Origin of the sequence: Bradyrhizobium mercantei (genome assembly GCF_001982635.1) — a bacterium.
GTDB classification, from domain to species: Bacteria; Pseudomonadota; Alphaproteobacteria; order Rhizobiales; family Xanthobacteraceae; genus Bradyrhizobium; species Bradyrhizobium mercantei.
The window spans coordinates 54,414-67,979 of the sequence record NZ_MKFI01000003.1; the positions used below are offsets into that span (position 1 = coordinate 54,414).

The following is a 13,566-nucleotide window of genomic DNA, read 5'->3' on the forward strand; positions in this document are numbered from 1 at the left end:
AACAAGCCGGGCCTCACGAACAAGGATGGAGTGGGAATGTCCCGATCGCAGATCGTTGCCGAACACCTTCCGTTGCTGCGCCGTTACGCTCGCGCACTGACCGGAAACCAGGCGTCGGGGGACGCCTATGTCGGGGCCATGCTGGAGGCCCTGTTGCAGGATGGAGCATTGCTCGATCAGACGCACGGCCCGCGCGCCGGCCTGTTCCGGCTGTTCACCCAGATCTGGAATTCGGTATCGGTGAACAACAACGACAATGCCGACGTCGCGACGCTGTCGCTGCCGCCGGAGCGCCGGCTCTCCAACATCACGCCGCTGCCGCGGCAGGCCTTCCTGCTGCTGTCGCTGGAAGGTTTTTCGGAGGAAGAGGTCGGCTACATCCTCGGCACCGATATTGCCGAGACGCGCAAGCTGACCGATGCCGCCGGCCGCGAGATGGCCGCCGAGATCGCCACCGACGTCCTGATCATCGAGGACGAGACCTTCATCGCCATGGACCTCGAGAGCCTGGTGAAGAATCTCGGCCACAACGTGATCGGCGTTGCGCGCACGCATTCCGATGCGGTGGCGCTTGCCAAGAACAAGAAGCCCGGCCTGATCCTCGCCGACATCCAGCTCGCCGACGGCTCGTCGGGCCTCGATGCGGTGAACGAACTGCTGCGGACCTTCGAGGTGCCGGTGGTGTTCATCACCGCCTATCCCGAGCGCTTCCTGACCGGCGAACGGCCGGAGCCGGCGTTCCTGATCTCGAAACCGTTCCAGCCGGCGATGGTGTCGGCGGTGGCGAGCCAGGCGCTGTTCTTCCAGCGCAACTCGCGCAACCGCACGCCGCGCGCGGCGTCGGCATGATCTGAGTTTACGCAAGAGGGCAAAATCCAGCCGGCGTACCGCGAGGTGCGCCGGCTTTTTGTTGCGCGCGACGTCGAAGCTATTTGCGCGTGACGCTGACCGGCATCGTGCTGAGCGCCCGCAGGCCCGAGCTGTCGCGGAAAGCTGTCGGGCCTGCGATGTCGAACTGCTTCACGCGGCTCGCGAGTGCCGCGATCACGGCCTCCGCCTCCAGCCGCGCCACCATCTGCCCGACGCAGCCGTGGATGCCGACGCCGAAGCCCATGTGTCCGGACAGCCGCCGCCGGACGTCGAACCGGTCGGCATGCTCCCAGCGCGTCTCGTCGCGATTGGCTGAGGCGAGCAGCAGCAGCACCTTCTCGTGCCTGCCGATCGCAACGCCTGCAATTTCGGTCTCGTGCGGCGTGGTGCGGAACACGAACGGCGCCGGTGAATCGAACCGCAGCGTCTCGTCGAATGCCGCGCGCGACAATGACGGATCGGCGGCGAGCAACGCCCATTGCTCGGGATGGCGCGCCAGCGTGTACAGCGCCATGCCGATCGCGCTGATCGTGGTGTCGAGCCCGGCCGAGAGCAGCGAACGCACCAGGAGCGGCGCTTCCTCCGCGCTGATCTCGCCTGCGTCGGCCGCCTCGTAGACCTGTGCGCCAAAGCTGCCCGGGCGCAGCGCCTCGCGCTGGCAGCGCGCCGCGACCCAGGGCAGCACGCGCGGCGCCTGCGCCATCAACTCGCGAAAGTAATCGTTCTCGGGCCCGAAGCCGGCGAACACCATCGCGCCATAGGTCAGGAAATTCTCGCGGCCCTCCTGGTCGATGCCGAGCGCGTCGGGAAACACGCTGACCGGAAACACCTCCGCGATGTCCTTGATGGCGTCGAACGAGCCGCGCTCGACCAGCCCGTCGACGAGCGTTGCAGCCGTCGCCTTGAAGTCATCGGCAAGCTTGCGCATCGCACCGGGCGAGAGGATCCGCGCCAGCACCGCGCGGGTCCGCGTGTGCAGCGGCGGATCGGCTTCCAGGATGATGCTCGGCGGCCGCCACGGCTTCTCCTTGAAGTGGTTCGCAAGCCCGGCGCCGCCGGCGTTGCTGAAATTGACGTGGTCTCCGAAGATCGCCTTGACCTCGGCAAAGCGCGGCACCGCCCAGATATCGTACTTCGTCAGGCGAATGACCGGCGCCGCGGTGCGCAGCCCCGCATAGGTGCCGTAGGGATCGGCCCGCGTCGCCGGGCTGAACGGATCGAAATCACTGCGGACAATGTCGCCGGCGAGGGGGCTCGCAAGGGTGCTCATCGGATCCTCCCGTCTTGTGATCAGTTAATTGACCATAGTCAATTAACCAGGATATGGCAAGGGGGAGCTCGTTTCGATTCCATCGGACCGGAAAAGGCTCTAAAGCGCGATGAGATTGGATTGAGCCGTCATCGCGCTTTAGCTCATTGTTTGAGCATGATCTTTTCGGAAAACCGCTTCGCACTTTTCCGGATCATGCTTTAGGAGACGGCCATGTCGATCGAGGAGCGATCCAGCAAGGGGGCGCGGCGCTTTCAGCGCCGGGCGCGCCAGGAGGCCGACAAGGAGGCGTTGAAGGCGCTGATCCTCGAGACCGCGCGCAAGGAGTTCGCCGCCGGCACGCTCGAGACCGTTTCGATCCAGAAGATCGCCGACGCGATCGGCTACTCCAAGGGCACCGTCCTCAAATACTATCCGACCAAGCTGTTGCTGCTGCTCGCGGTGAAGCAGCAGAATCTCGAGGCGGTTGCCGCCCAGCTCGAGCGGGTGCGCGCCCAGACGGCCGACAGCGATCTGCGGCTGCGGCGGGTGATGGAAACCTATCTCGATTACTGGGCCGACAATCCCGATCATTTCCGCTCGCTGTTCTCGATGTCCGGCACGGTCGAGGACCGCCGCTTTCCCGATGGCGTCTATTTCGGCGAGACCGAGATCGCGCGCCGCAGCTATGAGCTGTTCGTGGTCTCGGTGCGGGAGTATCTGGCGGCGCATGGCGCCGAACCTGCGCCGGGCCTGCCGCAGCGGCTCGCGACCGCGCTGCTTGCGGCAATCCATGGCGTGGTTGCGCTGACGCTCGGCACGCCGACCATGAAACTTCCCGACATGCGCGGCACCGGCCGGCTGCTGGTCGCGAGCCTGATCGATGCCTGGACGGCCAGACTTGCCGTCGCACGGAACAGCGAGGGCTGGCCGAGGATCACGACCGGCACCTTTGCCTGACAGGGTGGCATGCATGGGCCAGGCGATGCGGCATGCGCGATGCGCGGTGGAATCGCGTGCCGCCGCCTGCTAAGCGCGGCCGATGGACACGACGCAACGCGACCGAACGATCGGCTTTCTCTGCCTGGTGGTCACGGCGTTCGGCTGGGCCCTGAACTGGCCATTGATGAAGCTGCTGTTGCAGCAATGGTCGCCGCTGTTCGCGCGCGGACTTGCCGGGACCTGCGCGGCGGTGATCCTGGGCTCGCTGGCACTCGCCCGCGGCCAGTCGCTCGCCGTGCCGCGCGAGGCGATCCCGCGGCTGTTGTTCGCCTCCTTCACCAATGTCTTCGCCTGGATGGGTTTTGGCACCATCGCGATGAAATTCGTCACGGTCGGCGAGGGCGCGCTGCTCGCCTACACGATGCCGATCTGGGTGATGCTGTTCGCCTGGCCGGTGCTGCACAGCCGCCCGACATTGCGGGACCTGGCCGCGCTGGTGCTCGGCGTCGCCGGCGTTGCGCTCCTGCTCGGCGGGGGCGGCTTTGCGTTCAGCGCCGGCAAGCTCACCGGCATTGCGCTGGCGCTCGCCTGCGCCATCCTGTTCGCGCTCGGCAATGTGCTGAACCGCAAGCCGCTGCCGATGCCGCCGCTCGCGGTGGTCGCCTGGCAGGTCGGCATCGGCTGTCTCGTGATGCTGCTGCTCGGCGTTCTGTTCGAGCATCCGAACTACACGGCGATCACGCCGCTCGGCCTCGGCTGCTTCGCCTACATGACGCTGATGCCGATGGGCATCTGCTATCTCACCTGGTTCGAGACGCTGCGCCGCCTGCCGCCGACCTCGGCGTCGACGGGGATGCTGCTGGTGCCGGTGATCGGCGTGGTGTCGGCCGCGATCATCCTCGGCGAGCCTTTGGGGCTGCGCGAGATCGGCGCCATGGCGCTGACGCTCGGCGGCGTGACGCTGGCGCTGCAGCGGGCCTGAAGCCTTGCATGCTGTCCTGGTTATGACACTCGCTTCGGGAGATCAGGATACTCACCCGTATCGGGGAAATCCCTGCAAATAATTAGAGCGCGATTCACACATGTGATTTCTGGAACAGGCGCCCATCGCGAATCATCCCGGTCACTGGGCAGGGCTATTTCATCAAGATCAAATTACGAGCCCAGAAGGGGCCGTCTATTATCGGCAAGCGGCGGTTCGGCGTGAGAATGGGAATACAGAACGGCCTCAGCTAGCGCCTGGCAGCTGGGGCCGTTTTCCATTTAGGAACGGGCGCGGCGCGCGCCGAGTTGTGCTTGCGTTCGGGTGCTGCACCCTGCCGGGCAGTATCGGGACCACCAAAGTGCAACTGCGCGGCCTCAGCTTGTGCCCCCTCGCTGGGGCCGCTTCTTTGGGAAGCTCAGAGCTATTGCTTCTCCTCTTGCGCAGGGGCTGACTTTGCAATCGCGTGATGTGAGCCGGCGTCCGGTCCGGGACGGCGGCCGAAGGAACGGAGATCGGCGCATCGCGTTCTCCTGAAAAGGGAGCTTGGCCATGCGCAAGGCGATCGCGCGGCTTGATGCGGAGCAGAAGGCGCAGCTGCTTTATCTCGCAGATCTCGGTACGGCGATGTTCACGTCGGCGCTCGTGGTCTGCACCCTGAAAGTGGTCGTCGACCTCTTCGTCGGCGGCTGAGCGGCCACATCGGCGCCAATGCGCCGTCACTCTTCGGGCGGCGCATCCATCTGCGTGTGCCCATCGGGCCCGCGATCGAACACCCCGTAATCGCTGGATTTCACCCCCGCCGCACCATCGGTGCCGACGCCGGCGAGACCGAGCTTGAGCAGCTCGCGGACCGCCGCGGCGCGGGTCGGCATGCGGTGCTTGAAGCGGAAATCATCGAGAGCAGCCAATTCCTCCGGCGACAGCATGACCTGGAGGCGCTCTGCGCGTAACTCATTCATCGCAATACACCCAGACTTAGCTCAATGAGTAATTTGCTAAACGAACCAACTCGCATCCGGTTCCGCCGCTTGAGATAAAAACGTCGATTGAGTAAATTTATTAAATGAAATCAATGGCTTATTGAAAAAATTGAGGAACGATCGGGCCGCCCGTTTCGTTATGTTGCGGGAGAGATGCCATGACCAACGTCAAGCTGCCCCGCAAATTATCCGAGGAGCCGCAAGCGCCGGAACCGCGGCGCCCGAGCCACGCTCGGGTCATCGATCAACTGGACCGCTGGGCCAATAGTCCCGGTCTGCAACCGCCAAGGATGGACGATGGAGAGGACGATTCAACGACGGAAGCGATCTGAGCCCCACACCTTCGAGCAGCGCCTCGAGGAACATCGGGTGCGGCTCGAAAGCCAGCTCGCGCTGCTGCCGCGCGGCGCCGAGCGTGAGCAGGTCGCCGCGCGGATCGAGCAGTTGAAGACAGCCGTCGAGCTGAACGCGATGCTGTCGATGAGCGAGTAACTCGACAACCAAGCGGCGGGAGCGCCCACTTGCTCCCGCCGTTTTGCTCGCCTACCATTCCCACCTTGATGGGGATGGAGTCCCCCGATAACCGCCGCAAGGCTGATGACTCCTACCGGGCGCGACAGCGTCGGTAGGAGCATGCGCCACCGCCGATCTGCCGTGCCCCGCGAACGAGAAGGGGCAGAGCATGACGGGTCTTCCTGGTTCACTCTCAATCGCATTGTCGCTGGTCGGGTCGATCTGGCTCGTCGGCGTCGTCGCCCTATTGGTCGACGCGCCGGGCGAGCTGGTGGCCGCGACTTTTGTCGTTGGGACGCTGGTCGGCATCGCCGAGTGGCGAGCCGGAAAGGCGGAATCTTGAACGTTCAATTGTTGGCGGCGGTCGCGATCGGCGGTTCGCTGGGATCGGTCGCGCGCTATCTGGTGGCGATCGGCGCGGGGCGCCTGGTCGGCACCGAGTTCCCCTGGGGCACGCTCGTGATCAATATCGTGGGCTCGTTCCTGATCGGGGTGTTCGCGGAGTCCTTCGCGCTGAGCTGGAATGTCAGCCAGGCGGTGCGGGTGTTTCTCACCGTCGGCATCTGCGGCGGCTTCACCACCTTCTCGACCTTTTCGCTCGACGCGATCGTGCTGATGCAGCGCGGCGAGCTATGGTCGGCGGGAGCCTACATCGCGGCCTCCGTCGCGCTCTCGATCCTCGCGCTGTTCGGCGGCCTGCTGCTGGTGCGGGCGTTCGCGGCCTGATGGTCAGCCGTCATCCCCGCGCAAAGGCTTTGCCTTTGTCGCTGGAGGAGCGGCCTCTTGGCCGCGTCTCGAAGGATGCACGGCCCGGCTGGTGGCCGTCGACCCTTAGCTGCGACCGCCGCCGGCTCCTTTGCATGGGGTTGTTTTCGATATTTTGGCAGCGACCCTACTTAGTCGGTCGGATGGCGGCCGGTGCGCGGGTTGATCGGCGACGTGGGCGGCCGCCGCAGCGCCTCGGGCAGGAATGCCTCGCCACGCCCGGGCGAGGCGTCGGTGCGCACATCGGCGGCCCATTGCGCGCGTTCGTGGGGCGTCTGGTTGTCGTTGAACGTCCGCTTCACGTCGACCCCGCCGACGGGGTCATTGACGCCGTTCTGGCTGGCGGGATGGTCGACGCCGTTATGGATGTCACTGGAGTTGCCCATCGCGGCCTCCGGGTTCGGTTTGCTCCGGACCAACATTGCCCGCGCGGCCGCCGTTCCAAAAAAGTGAAGGGCCGGAGGTATCGGCTGCCGCCGGAATCCTTGGCGCGTGCCGGACCAGCCGGTAGGATGGAACCCGGATGGTGACGAGAGATCAAGGAAAGCCCCGGGAATGAAGCACGTCGACGTCGCGGTGATTGCTGCCACGCTGTGGCTGCTGGCGTCGATGGTGCTGGACATCCTGACGCCGAAGTCGATCACCGCGCTGATGATCGCAGCCGCGCTCGCCCCGCCGTTCCTGATCGGGATCGGCATCCATTTCGCGCGCGAATATTTCAAGGCGAAGCGGCGCAGCTACCAGCCGCCGCAATGGGACGAACGCTTCAGGAACTAACCGGGACGCCGGCGGGGCAGGGCTGCGTCAGCCGCATTGAACTGCACCGATGGCTTGCTAAGCTCGCGCCATGACCGAGCATCTCTCTGACACGATCAGCCGCCTCTACACCGATCCCGGCGACTATGTCGACAGCGACCATCCCGCCGTCGTGGCGTTCGCCCGCGCCGCCGTGCCGGCTAACGCCAGCGACCGCGAGAAGGCGAGCCGGCTCTACACCGCGGTGCGCGACGGCATCCGCTACAATCCCTATGTCAGCATGCGCTCGGCGGAGAGCTACCGGGCCTCCAGCGTGCTCGCCGCCGGCAACGGCTATTGCGTCGGCAAGGCAGCGCTCTATGCGGCGGCCTGCCGGGTCCACGGCATCCCGGCCCGGGTCGGCTTCGCCGATGTCCGCAACCATCTCACCACCGAGAAGCTGCGCCAGAGCATGGGCTCCGACCTGTTCACCTGGCACGGCTTCACCGAAGTGTTCGTCGACGGCGCCTGGCGCAAGGCGACCCCGACCTTCAACGACACGCTGTGCGCCAAGCTCGGCGTCAAGCCGCTCGATTTCGACGGCCATTCGGATGCGCTGCTGCACCCGTTCGACGGCGAAGGCCGCGCCTACATGCAGTATGTCAACGACCACGGCACCTATCACGACGTGCCCGCCAAATTCCTGATGCGCGAGATGGCGCGCGAATACGCCAATATGCACGGCGAGGATCTGTCCGGCCGCGACATGGAGCGGGAGGCGGCGGAGCAGTAGCGCGCCGCGGCGCACCGGCTTGAGGGGGGCGGTGTCATGGATGCGGAGCTGCCGAAAGCGCCTCGCGGCCGCCCGGCGACGGGCTGGGAGGACGCGGTCGCGCTGACCGGCTTCATCCTGGTCGCGGTCGGGCAGGCCTCCAACCAGGTGCTGGCGCGCGGCCTTGCCGGCTCGGTGCCGCCGTTCTCGCTGGCCTTGTTTCGCTGGAGCATCATCGCGATCGGGCTGGCGCCGTTCGCGATCGCGGCGATCCGCGACGGCAAGATCCCGCTGGCGCAGAACCTCTGGCCGATCCTCGCCGCGGGCTTCCTCGGCATGTTCCTGTGCGGCGGCCCGGTCTATATCGCCGGCATCACCACCACCGCGATCCATATCGCGCTGATCTTCGCGCTGTCGCCGATCATGGTGCTGCTGATCTCGGCCGCGCTCGGCATCGAGCATATCGGGCCGCTGCAATGGCTCGGGACCGCGCTGGCGCTCGCCGGCGCGCTGCTGATCGTCTCCGGCGGCCATCCGGAAACGCTGATGCAATCGGGCGCGGCCTGGGGCGATCTGCTGGTGGTCGGCGCGATGCTCGGCTGGTCCGGCTACACGCTGGTGCAATCGCGCGTCGCGCCGCGTGCCTCGCTGCTGGCGCGGGTCAGCCTGTTCTCGGCGGCCGGCGCGCTGTGCTCGCTGCCGCCGGCGCTGCAGGAGATGTGGACGATGCCAGCCGCGGTGTTCAACGCCAGGGCGATCGAGGCCTATGTCTTCGCCGGCCTGGTGCCCGGTCTCGCCGCCTACGCCGGCTTCGCCTGGCTCGGCGCACGGTTCGGCTCGGTGCGGACGTCGCTGGTGCTCTATGTCGCGCCGATCGCAAGCGCGCTGCTGTCCTGGATCATCCTTGGCGAACCGCCGAAGCTGATCCACCTGGTCGGCGGCCTGCTGATCCTCGGCGGCGTCTGGGCCAGCCTGCGCAAATAGATCCAGTTCCCTCCCAAGCTGCAACCTTTTCCGGCCTCGTGCGTTGAATCCAGCGTCGATTCAATAGCTTATCGGAGTGCCGTATGAATTTGACTCCCCAGCAGCGCAAGGTCCGTGACGAGCAACGTCAGCAAGAGGCGTCGCAGGCGATGAAGGAGCATCGCGCCAACGAGAAGGCCTTCTACGACAATTTCCAGCGCCTCAAGGCCGAGCGGCAGGCGCGCGAGGCCGCGCAGGACCGGGCGCAGACCGCCTCAAAATAACAGCCGGAGAGCCACCGTCCGGGTTGGCCGGATCTGACGGACCGAGAAGGAGCGGAAGCGAGGGGCGAGCGCGGCGCAAGCGGGCTCGCCCCAATGACGAGATGAAATCTCCAGACTTGGAGGACATCAGATGTATTTTGCCGATAAGACAGCCGATACAAAAACGGTTATCTGCAAATGCGGCGAGCCCTTGAGCGAACTGATGCTCGTCGACGATCAGACCACCGGAATCAAGTTCTACGTCGGTCGTTGCCCGTCATGCCGCGAAGTGACGGTTGTCCGATCCCAGGACATGCAGGCAGACATGCCATCGCGCGACAATGCGTGACGCCGATGGTCGCCGCCGTCTGACATCCAATGCGACAGGTGAGTGACAGGCCGGCTGACGCATTGTCTGCGGCACGCCCCAAAGAAAGCACCGCCGAAAAGAGCAGGGCGCGACCGGCATCACCACGGTCGCGCCCTACGTCGCCGGTCAATGGGGCAGGGGGAATAACCGGCTCTGGCAATGACTCGCAGACCCCCGGACTCGTTCCGCGCGAGTCGAAATTTTTTCGTACACGGTTAAGTGATGGCCGGACGCGAGAACCCCACAGGTTTCGTTCGCGTTGTGTCCGTGATCGCCAAGGGATTGTTAAGCGAATTTCCATGGGGCGAGGGACATCACCATGTCAAAGATTCAACAGGGAATTTTCGCTGCGTTGGCGATTGGACTGACGCTTGGCGCGGTCCAGCTGGCATCCGGCCACGATCTCATTGGCGGCCAGCAGGTCACCACCCAATTGGCGCCGGAGAGCGCGGTCAATCGTGCCGCCAAGGCCGACCGTGCCGCGGTTCCGGCAGCCGCCGGCCAGCCGAGCCGGACCGTCGCGCTGAAGCTCGAGCAGCTTCCCGAGACGTCGGTTCTGGTCCGCGTTCCCGTCGTGAAGGCCGAAGTCCGCAATCATCCCGCAGCGCCCGCCCGGGCGCGGCCCGGCGACACCCGCAAGGTCGCCTGCGAGCCTGTGGTCAGCGTCCTGACCGAAGTGGCCAAGCTGCTGCAACCCGGCCGCTGCGTGACCTGAGGCGGCTGAACGCCATCTCAACGAGTAACACTGGATCGCCCGGCTTGACCGGGCGATCCAGTATTCCAGAGACGGCTGTGATTAGACCGATGGGCCGCGGCGTACTGGATCGCCCGGTCAAGCCGGGCGATGACATGGTGGGCGTGGGTTGCACTTTGCCCAGATAGCGCAGGCTATTCTTCCTCTTCAGCCTCGCTGCGGCTGCTCGCCGCGCCGCGGCTGGCCATCAGGCCGAGCGCCAGGCCACCGACCAGCAGGATCGGGACCAGCCGCTTCACGCCGACGGCGCGGACGATCTGCAAGCCGGTGGCGATCAAGGCTGGATCCGCGAACATGGTTGCCGCCGCCGATTTCGCGGCCTTGGCCGCTTTCTCCGCGCGCCGCTGCATCTCGCGCTTGCGCGCCGTGTAGACGGCAACGACGGTCAACGTGACGACGAGGAACAGCGCGGCGCCGGCGAGGCACGCCTCCACCGGTCCATAGTGCCGCAGCACCGAGATGAAGGCGGCCGCGCACAGGAAGGCGATGGTGACGAACAGCGCGATCGCAGCCGCGGCCGCAAGCGACGACAGCCGCAGCGCGTTGCCGGTGGATTCCTTGACGTCATCGATCAGCCGCTGAAGCATTGCCCCGCCTTGCCTTGAAGAGCGCGTCGACAAACGAGGTGGCAGCGCGCCAGCGTTGCCATCGCGTCCAGAACCGTGATCTGCGCATGACTGCCATCTTGGGCCTCATCCGCTGGAATGGCTGGCCGACTAGCGCCGCCAGGTGACGCCGATCAGGAAGCCGAGGCCGAGCGCAAGGCCGACGGTCGCCAGAGGCCGCTGCGTGATCACCTCTTCGAGCGATTCCTCGATCGAGGACGCCGCCTCCTGCGCCGCGCCCATCATCGCGCTGCCGCGCTCGGACATGTCGTCGATGGTCGATTCCGCGTTGGCGCGCGCATCCTTGTAGTGGCGCCGCGCCTGCTTGCCGGCGTTGTTCGCAAATGCGTTGAGTGCGTCGGTGATCTGTTCGGTCAGGGCTGCGATATCGTTCTTCACGGCAGTGACATCCTTTTCGAGGCGTTCGTAGGTCGCTTTGTCCGTCATGTTCTTGATCCCAAATGCGCTGTCCGTGCCCGACATCGAAAGCTCCCGGATAATTCGCGTGTTGCGGGAAAAACGCCTCGCAGCAGCCAAAGTTCCAGATACGAAACCGTGGTTAGCCTTCCGGCAGCTGCGGCGAATTGTCGGGCATCAAATGCTCCTTGACGATCAGTCCAACGATCAACAGCGGCGACGACAGGAAGGCGCCCATCGGGCCCCACAGCCAGGTCCAGAACGCGAGCGCGAGGAAGACGGCGAGCGCATTCAGCGACAGCCGGCGGCCGACGATCGTCGGCGTGACGAAATGCCCTTCCATGAAGGTCACGACCGTAAAGCAGGCCGGCGCGATCAGCCCGGCGCCGATCGTCGGCGACGAAATGATGCCGACCGCAACCAGCACCACGAACATCGCGACCGGGCCGATGATCGGAATGAAGTTCAGCGTCGCGGCGAGCGCGCCGAGCCCGGCCGGATTGGGCATGCCGGTCGCGGCGCAGATCGCGCCGGTGATGATGCCGACGCCGATATTGATCATCGTCACCGTCAGCAGGTAGTTGCCGAGATGGGTCTCGATCTCGTTGAGGATGCGCAGCGTGCGCAGCCGCGCCGCGCGTTCGCTGAAGGTCATCACCAGCGCGCGGCGCAGATCCTTCCAGCTCGCGATGAACAGGATCAGGGTGGCGACGAACAGCAGGAATTCGGCGAAGGTCGGCGACAGGAATTCCAGCGTCGGCTGCACCCATTCGAATTTCGGCAGCTGAAGGGTGGCGAGCGTGTCGGAGCCGCCGACCATGCTCTGCAATTCCTGCCACAGTGCGAGCGGCCGGTCGAACACGTGCAGCTTGTCCTTCAGGATCGCGCCGAGCTCGGGCAGCCGCGAGCTCCACTCCATCACCGGCGAGGCAATCAGTCCGACCATGAAGGTCACGGCGGCGCCGACCGCGATCACGATCAGCACGGCGCCCAGTGCGCGCGGAATCCGGTAGCGCTCGAGCAGGCTCGCCGCTGGCGACAGCATGGTGCCGACAATGAAGGCCATGGTGATCGGCAGGAAGAAGGCCCGCGCCAGATAGAGCACCGCGACGATGACGATGACGAGCAGCGCGACCAGCGCGAAGGCAACGACCTCGGCGCGTCGGATCACGGGCGGCAGTTCGGCTTTGCTGTCGGGGACGGGCGTGCCTTCGGGCGCATTGCCAAGCAGAATTTCACTCGGAAAGGCGCGCACCAGACTCCTCCCGCACGAGGACAAATGAATTTCGCGCTGCGAGGTCGCCCCGCGCGTCAAATTGTGGGTGACAACGGCCTGCCCCGGCAAAAGGTTCCATCGCGGGTTCGTGAGACCTGGCGGGTTGACAGTCGCGACTTCGCGACGATTCGCGCCGGAACTGATTTGCGATCATGTGCGTTGGTTGGCATCGCATCACCACGATGCGCATCCCGTTCAGGGGCAGCACATGACAGAGCAGTCTCTTTTCAGCCGCCGGCTTGCGTCGCGCGCCGCGCGCACCCATGCCCGCACTCTTGCCTTCGCCAGCGTCCTGTTCGTGACGCCGTTCATTGTCACCACGTCGGCCAGCGCGCAGGTGCTTGGCTATGCGTCGGCACAGCCCGGCGGATTCCCGTCCGACGAGGTGATGAACGATCCCTCGACCGGAGCCACCGAGGACGGCGCGCTGCCGGAGCGGCTGCGCCGCACCACCGTCGCCCTCAACACGTCGGAAGCGCCCGGCACGATCATCATCGATACCGGCAACACCGCGCTCTATTACGTGCTGGGCGGCGGCCGGGCGATCCGTTACGGGGTCGGCGTCGGCCGCGAGGGCTTCACCTGGGCAGGCACCCAGACGATCAGCCGCAAGGCCGAGTGGCCGGACTGGCATCCGCCGGCCGAGATGATCAAGCGCCAGCCCTATCTGCCGCGCTTCATGGCCGGCGGCCCGGGCAATCCGCTCGGCGCCCGCGCGATGTATCTCGGCTCCAGCGAGTACCGGATCCACGGCACCAACGATCCCACAACGATCGGCAAGTTCGTGTCGTCGGGCTGCATCCGCCTGACCAATGAAGACGTCTCCGACCTGTTCAGCCGGGTCGATGTCGGCACCAAGGTCGTGGTGCTGCCGAAGAATGCGCCGCATCTTGCCGCGCGCGAGCTCGGCCCGACCACGACCCAGATCTCGGTCCGCCCGGCCCAGGTGCGGCCGCGCCCCGCGGTGATGACGCTGCCGTCCGGCCGTCAGGCGATGAACATTCCGGCGGGTTCCTCGTTGTACTAGAGCGTTTTCCAGCGAAGTGGATACCGGTTCGCGTGAAGAAAACGCGTCAGAACAAGAATCTGGAGCCCCGTTCCGATTGA

21 protein-coding genes and 1 riboswitch are annotated in these 13,566 nt (G+C 65.6%); of the genes, 15 read left to right on the top strand and 6 right to left on the bottom strand.

Features of this window, described 5'->3' with window-relative positions:
- Positions 1–36: 36 nt before the first annotated feature.
- The gene (locus BI327_RS13790) at positions 37–849 is read left to right on the top strand and encodes a response regulator (protein WP_076860850.1); all 813 of its coding nucleotides are present in this window, start codon (positions 37–39) and stop codon (positions 847–849) included.
- Positions 850–928: 79 nt separating this feature from the next.
- Here the strand turns inward: BI327_RS13790 and BI327_RS13795 are convergent, their stop codons facing one another.
- On the bottom strand, positions 929–2,140 hold the full coding sequence (locus BI327_RS13795; RefSeq protein ID WP_076860851.1) for a cytochrome P450: 1,212 nt from the start codon (positions 2,138–2,140) through the stop codon (positions 929–931).
- A 213-nt stretch (positions 2,141–2,353) separates the two neighbouring features.
- On the opposite strand from BI327_RS13795, the gene BI327_RS13800 reads away from it, so the two are divergent.
- The 3 genes from BI327_RS13800 (at position 2,354) to BI327_RS13810 (ending at position 4,736) form a co-directional block, all read left to right on the top strand.
- Positions 2,354–3,079, top strand: coding sequence for a TetR/AcrR family transcriptional regulator (locus BI327_RS13800; RefSeq protein ID WP_076860852.1), 726 nt, complete (start codon positions 2,354–2,356; stop codon positions 3,077–3,079).
- Positions 3,080–3,161: 82 nt separating this feature from the next.
- On the top strand, positions 3,162–4,043 hold the full coding sequence (locus BI327_RS13805) for a DMT family transporter (RefSeq protein ID WP_076860853.1): 882 nt from the start codon (positions 3,162–3,164) through the stop codon (positions 4,041–4,043).
- Between the two features lie 552 nt (positions 4,044–4,595).
- On the top strand, positions 4,596–4,736 hold the full coding sequence (locus BI327_RS13810) for a hypothetical protein (protein ID WP_245334805.1): 141 nt from the start codon (positions 4,596–4,598) through the stop codon (positions 4,734–4,736).
- 26 nt (positions 4,737–4,762) lie between these two features.
- Here the strand turns inward: BI327_RS13810 and BI327_RS13815 are convergent, their stop codons facing one another.
- On the bottom strand, positions 4,763–5,005 hold the full coding sequence (locus BI327_RS13815; protein WP_076860854.1) for a hypothetical protein: 243 nt from the start codon (positions 5,003–5,005) through the stop codon (positions 4,763–4,765).
- A gap of 179 nt (positions 5,006–5,184) precedes the next feature.
- Here BI327_RS13815 and BI327_RS42695 point away from each other — a divergent pair, with 179 nt between their 5' ends.
- From BI327_RS42695 to crcB, 4 genes are all read left to right on the top strand, one after another.
- Positions 5,185–5,358 carry a hypothetical protein gene (locus tag BI327_RS42695; protein WP_167386875.1) on the top strand — a complete coding sequence of 58 codons (174 nt, stop codon included), beginning with the start codon at positions 5,185–5,187 and terminating at the stop codon, positions 5,356–5,358.
- Positions 5,359–5,395: 37 nt separating this feature from the next.
- A complete protein-coding gene (locus BI327_RS43545) occupies positions 5,396–5,518 on the top strand; it encodes a hypothetical protein (protein ID WP_283807788.1) in 123 nt (40 codons plus the stop codon).
- A gap of 61 nt (positions 5,519–5,579) precedes the next feature.
- Positions 5,580–5,640: riboswitch (Fluoride riboswitch) on the top strand.
- Between the two features lie 68 nt (positions 5,641–5,708).
- A complete protein-coding gene (locus BI327_RS42305; RefSeq protein WP_159450446.1) occupies positions 5,709–5,882 on the top strand; it encodes a hypothetical protein in 174 nt (57 codons plus the stop codon).
- The gene (gene crcB / locus BI327_RS13820; RefSeq protein WP_076860855.1) at positions 5,879–6,265 is read left to right on the top strand and encodes a fluoride efflux transporter CrcB; all 387 of its coding nucleotides are present in this window, start codon (positions 5,879–5,881) and stop codon (positions 6,263–6,265) included. The genes BI327_RS42305 and crcB overlap by 4 nt, the downstream gene beginning before the upstream one ends.
- Before the next feature lie 170 nt (positions 6,266–6,435).
- Here crcB and BI327_RS13825 read toward each other — a convergent pair whose 3' ends face one another.
- Positions 6,436–6,690 carry a hypothetical protein gene (locus BI327_RS13825; RefSeq protein ID WP_076860856.1) on the bottom strand — a complete coding sequence of 85 codons (255 nt, stop codon included), beginning with the start codon at positions 6,688–6,690 and terminating at the stop codon, positions 6,436–6,438.
- A gap of 169 nt (positions 6,691–6,859) precedes the next feature.
- On the opposite strand from BI327_RS13825, the gene BI327_RS13830 reads away from it, so the two are divergent.
- From BI327_RS13830 to BI327_RS13855, 6 genes are all read left to right on the top strand, one after another.
- Complete coding sequence (locus tag BI327_RS13830) at positions 6,860–7,081, top strand: hypothetical protein (RefSeq protein WP_076860857.1); 222 nt, start codon at positions 6,860–6,862, stop codon at positions 7,079–7,081.
- A gap of 70 nt (positions 7,082–7,151) precedes the next feature.
- Positions 7,152–7,832, top strand: a complete 681-nt coding sequence (locus BI327_RS13835; protein ID WP_076860858.1) for a transglutaminase-like domain-containing protein — start codon at positions 7,152–7,154, stop codon at positions 7,830–7,832.
- 36 nt (positions 7,833–7,868) lie between these two features.
- Entirely contained in the window at positions 7,869–8,795 is a 927-nt protein-coding gene (locus BI327_RS13840; RefSeq protein WP_076860859.1) for a DMT family transporter, read from the top strand.
- Between the two features lie 83 nt (positions 8,796–8,878).
- Positions 8,879–9,058 (top strand): hypothetical protein, encoded by a 180-nt coding sequence (locus BI327_RS13845; protein WP_076860860.1) that lies wholly within the window; start codon positions 8,879–8,881, stop codon positions 9,056–9,058.
- A gap of 130 nt (positions 9,059–9,188) precedes the next feature.
- On the top strand, positions 9,189–9,386 hold the full coding sequence (locus BI327_RS13850) for a hypothetical protein (RefSeq protein ID WP_076860861.1): 198 nt from the start codon (positions 9,189–9,191) through the stop codon (positions 9,384–9,386).
- Positions 9,387–9,726: 340 nt separating this feature from the next.
- Positions 9,727–10,122: a hypothetical protein gene (locus BI327_RS13855; RefSeq protein WP_076860862.1), complete on the top strand. Its 396-nt coding sequence runs from the start codon at positions 9,727–9,729 to the stop codon at positions 10,120–10,122.
- A 173-nt stretch (positions 10,123–10,295) separates the two neighbouring features.
- On the opposite strand, the gene BI327_RS13860 is transcribed toward BI327_RS13855, so the two are convergent.
- The 3 genes from BI327_RS13860 to BI327_RS13870 form a co-directional block, all read right to left on the bottom strand.
- A complete protein-coding gene (locus BI327_RS13860) occupies positions 10,296–10,748 on the bottom strand; it encodes a hypothetical protein (RefSeq protein ID WP_076860863.1) in 453 nt (150 codons plus the stop codon).
- Positions 10,749–10,877: 129 nt separating this feature from the next.
- Complete coding sequence (locus tag BI327_RS13865; RefSeq protein ID WP_076860864.1) at positions 10,878–11,249, bottom strand: DUF883 family protein; 372 nt, start codon at positions 11,247–11,249, stop codon at positions 10,878–10,880.
- 76 nt (positions 11,250–11,325) lie between these two features.
- Positions 11,326–12,438: an AI-2E family transporter gene (locus BI327_RS13870; protein WP_076860865.1), complete on the bottom strand. Its 1,113-nt coding sequence runs from the start codon at positions 12,436–12,438 to the stop codon at positions 11,326–11,328.
- A gap of 229 nt (positions 12,439–12,667) precedes the next feature.
- Between BI327_RS13870 and BI327_RS13880 the strand changes: the two genes are divergently transcribed.
- Complete coding sequence (locus BI327_RS13880; protein ID WP_076860866.1) at positions 12,668–13,486, top strand: L,D-transpeptidase; 819 nt, start codon at positions 12,668–12,670, stop codon at positions 13,484–13,486.
- Positions 13,487–13,566: the final 80 nt, after the last annotated feature.

What these genes read in the sequence shown, in the direction of transcription:
- BI327_RS13790 (WP_076860850.1), top strand. Translation starts at nt 37, where the DNA reads ATGTCCCGATCGCAGATCGTTGCCGAACACCTTCCGTTGCTGCGCCGT.
- BI327_RS13795 (WP_076860851.1), bottom strand. Translation starts at nt 2,140, where the DNA reads ATGAGCACCCTTGCGAGCCCCCTCGCCGGCGACATTGTCCGCAGTGAT.
- BI327_RS13800 (WP_076860852.1), top strand. Translation starts at nt 2,354, where the DNA reads ATGTCGATCGAGGAGCGATCCAGCAAGGGGGCGCGGCGCTTTCAGCGC.
- BI327_RS13805 (WP_076860853.1), top strand. Translation starts at nt 3,162, where the DNA reads ATGGACACGACGCAACGCGACCGAACGATCGGCTTTCTCTGCCTGGTG.
- BI327_RS13810 (WP_245334805.1), top strand. Translation starts at nt 4,596, where the DNA reads ATGCGCAAGGCGATCGCGCGGCTTGATGCGGAGCAGAAGGCGCAGCTG.
- BI327_RS13815 (WP_076860854.1), bottom strand. Translation starts at nt 5,005, where the DNA reads ATGAATGAGTTACGCGCAGAGCGCCTCCAGGTCATGCTGTCGCCGGAG.
- BI327_RS42695 (WP_167386875.1), top strand. Translation starts at nt 5,185, where the DNA reads ATGACCAACGTCAAGCTGCCCCGCAAATTATCCGAGGAGCCGCAAGCG.
- BI327_RS42305 (WP_159450446.1), top strand. Translation starts at nt 5,709, where the DNA reads ATGACGGGTCTTCCTGGTTCACTCTCAATCGCATTGTCGCTGGTCGGG.
- BI327_RS13825 (WP_076860856.1), bottom strand. Translation starts at nt 6,690, where the DNA reads ATGGGCAACTCCAGTGACATCCATAACGGCGTCGACCATCCCGCCAGC.
- BI327_RS13830 (WP_076860857.1), top strand. Translation starts at nt 6,860, where the DNA reads ATGAAGCACGTCGACGTCGCGGTGATTGCTGCCACGCTGTGGCTGCTG.
- BI327_RS13835 (WP_076860858.1), top strand. Translation starts at nt 7,152, where the DNA reads ATGACCGAGCATCTCTCTGACACGATCAGCCGCCTCTACACCGATCCC.
- BI327_RS13840 (WP_076860859.1), top strand. Translation starts at nt 7,869, where the DNA reads ATGGATGCGGAGCTGCCGAAAGCGCCTCGCGGCCGCCCGGCGACGGGC.
- BI327_RS13845 (WP_076860860.1), top strand. Translation starts at nt 8,879, where the DNA reads ATGAATTTGACTCCCCAGCAGCGCAAGGTCCGTGACGAGCAACGTCAG.
- BI327_RS13850 (WP_076860861.1), top strand. Translation starts at nt 9,189, where the DNA reads ATGTATTTTGCCGATAAGACAGCCGATACAAAAACGGTTATCTGCAAA.
- BI327_RS13855 (WP_076860862.1), top strand. Translation starts at nt 9,727, where the DNA reads ATGTCAAAGATTCAACAGGGAATTTTCGCTGCGTTGGCGATTGGACTG.
- BI327_RS13860 (WP_076860863.1), bottom strand. Translation starts at nt 10,748, where the DNA reads ATGCTTCAGCGGCTGATCGATGACGTCAAGGAATCCACCGGCAACGCG.
- BI327_RS13865 (WP_076860864.1), bottom strand. Translation starts at nt 11,249, where the DNA reads ATGTCGGGCACGGACAGCGCATTTGGGATCAAGAACATGACGGACAAA.
- BI327_RS13880 (WP_076860866.1), top strand. Translation starts at nt 12,668, where the DNA reads ATGACAGAGCAGTCTCTTTTCAGCCGCCGGCTTGCGTCGCGCGCCGCG.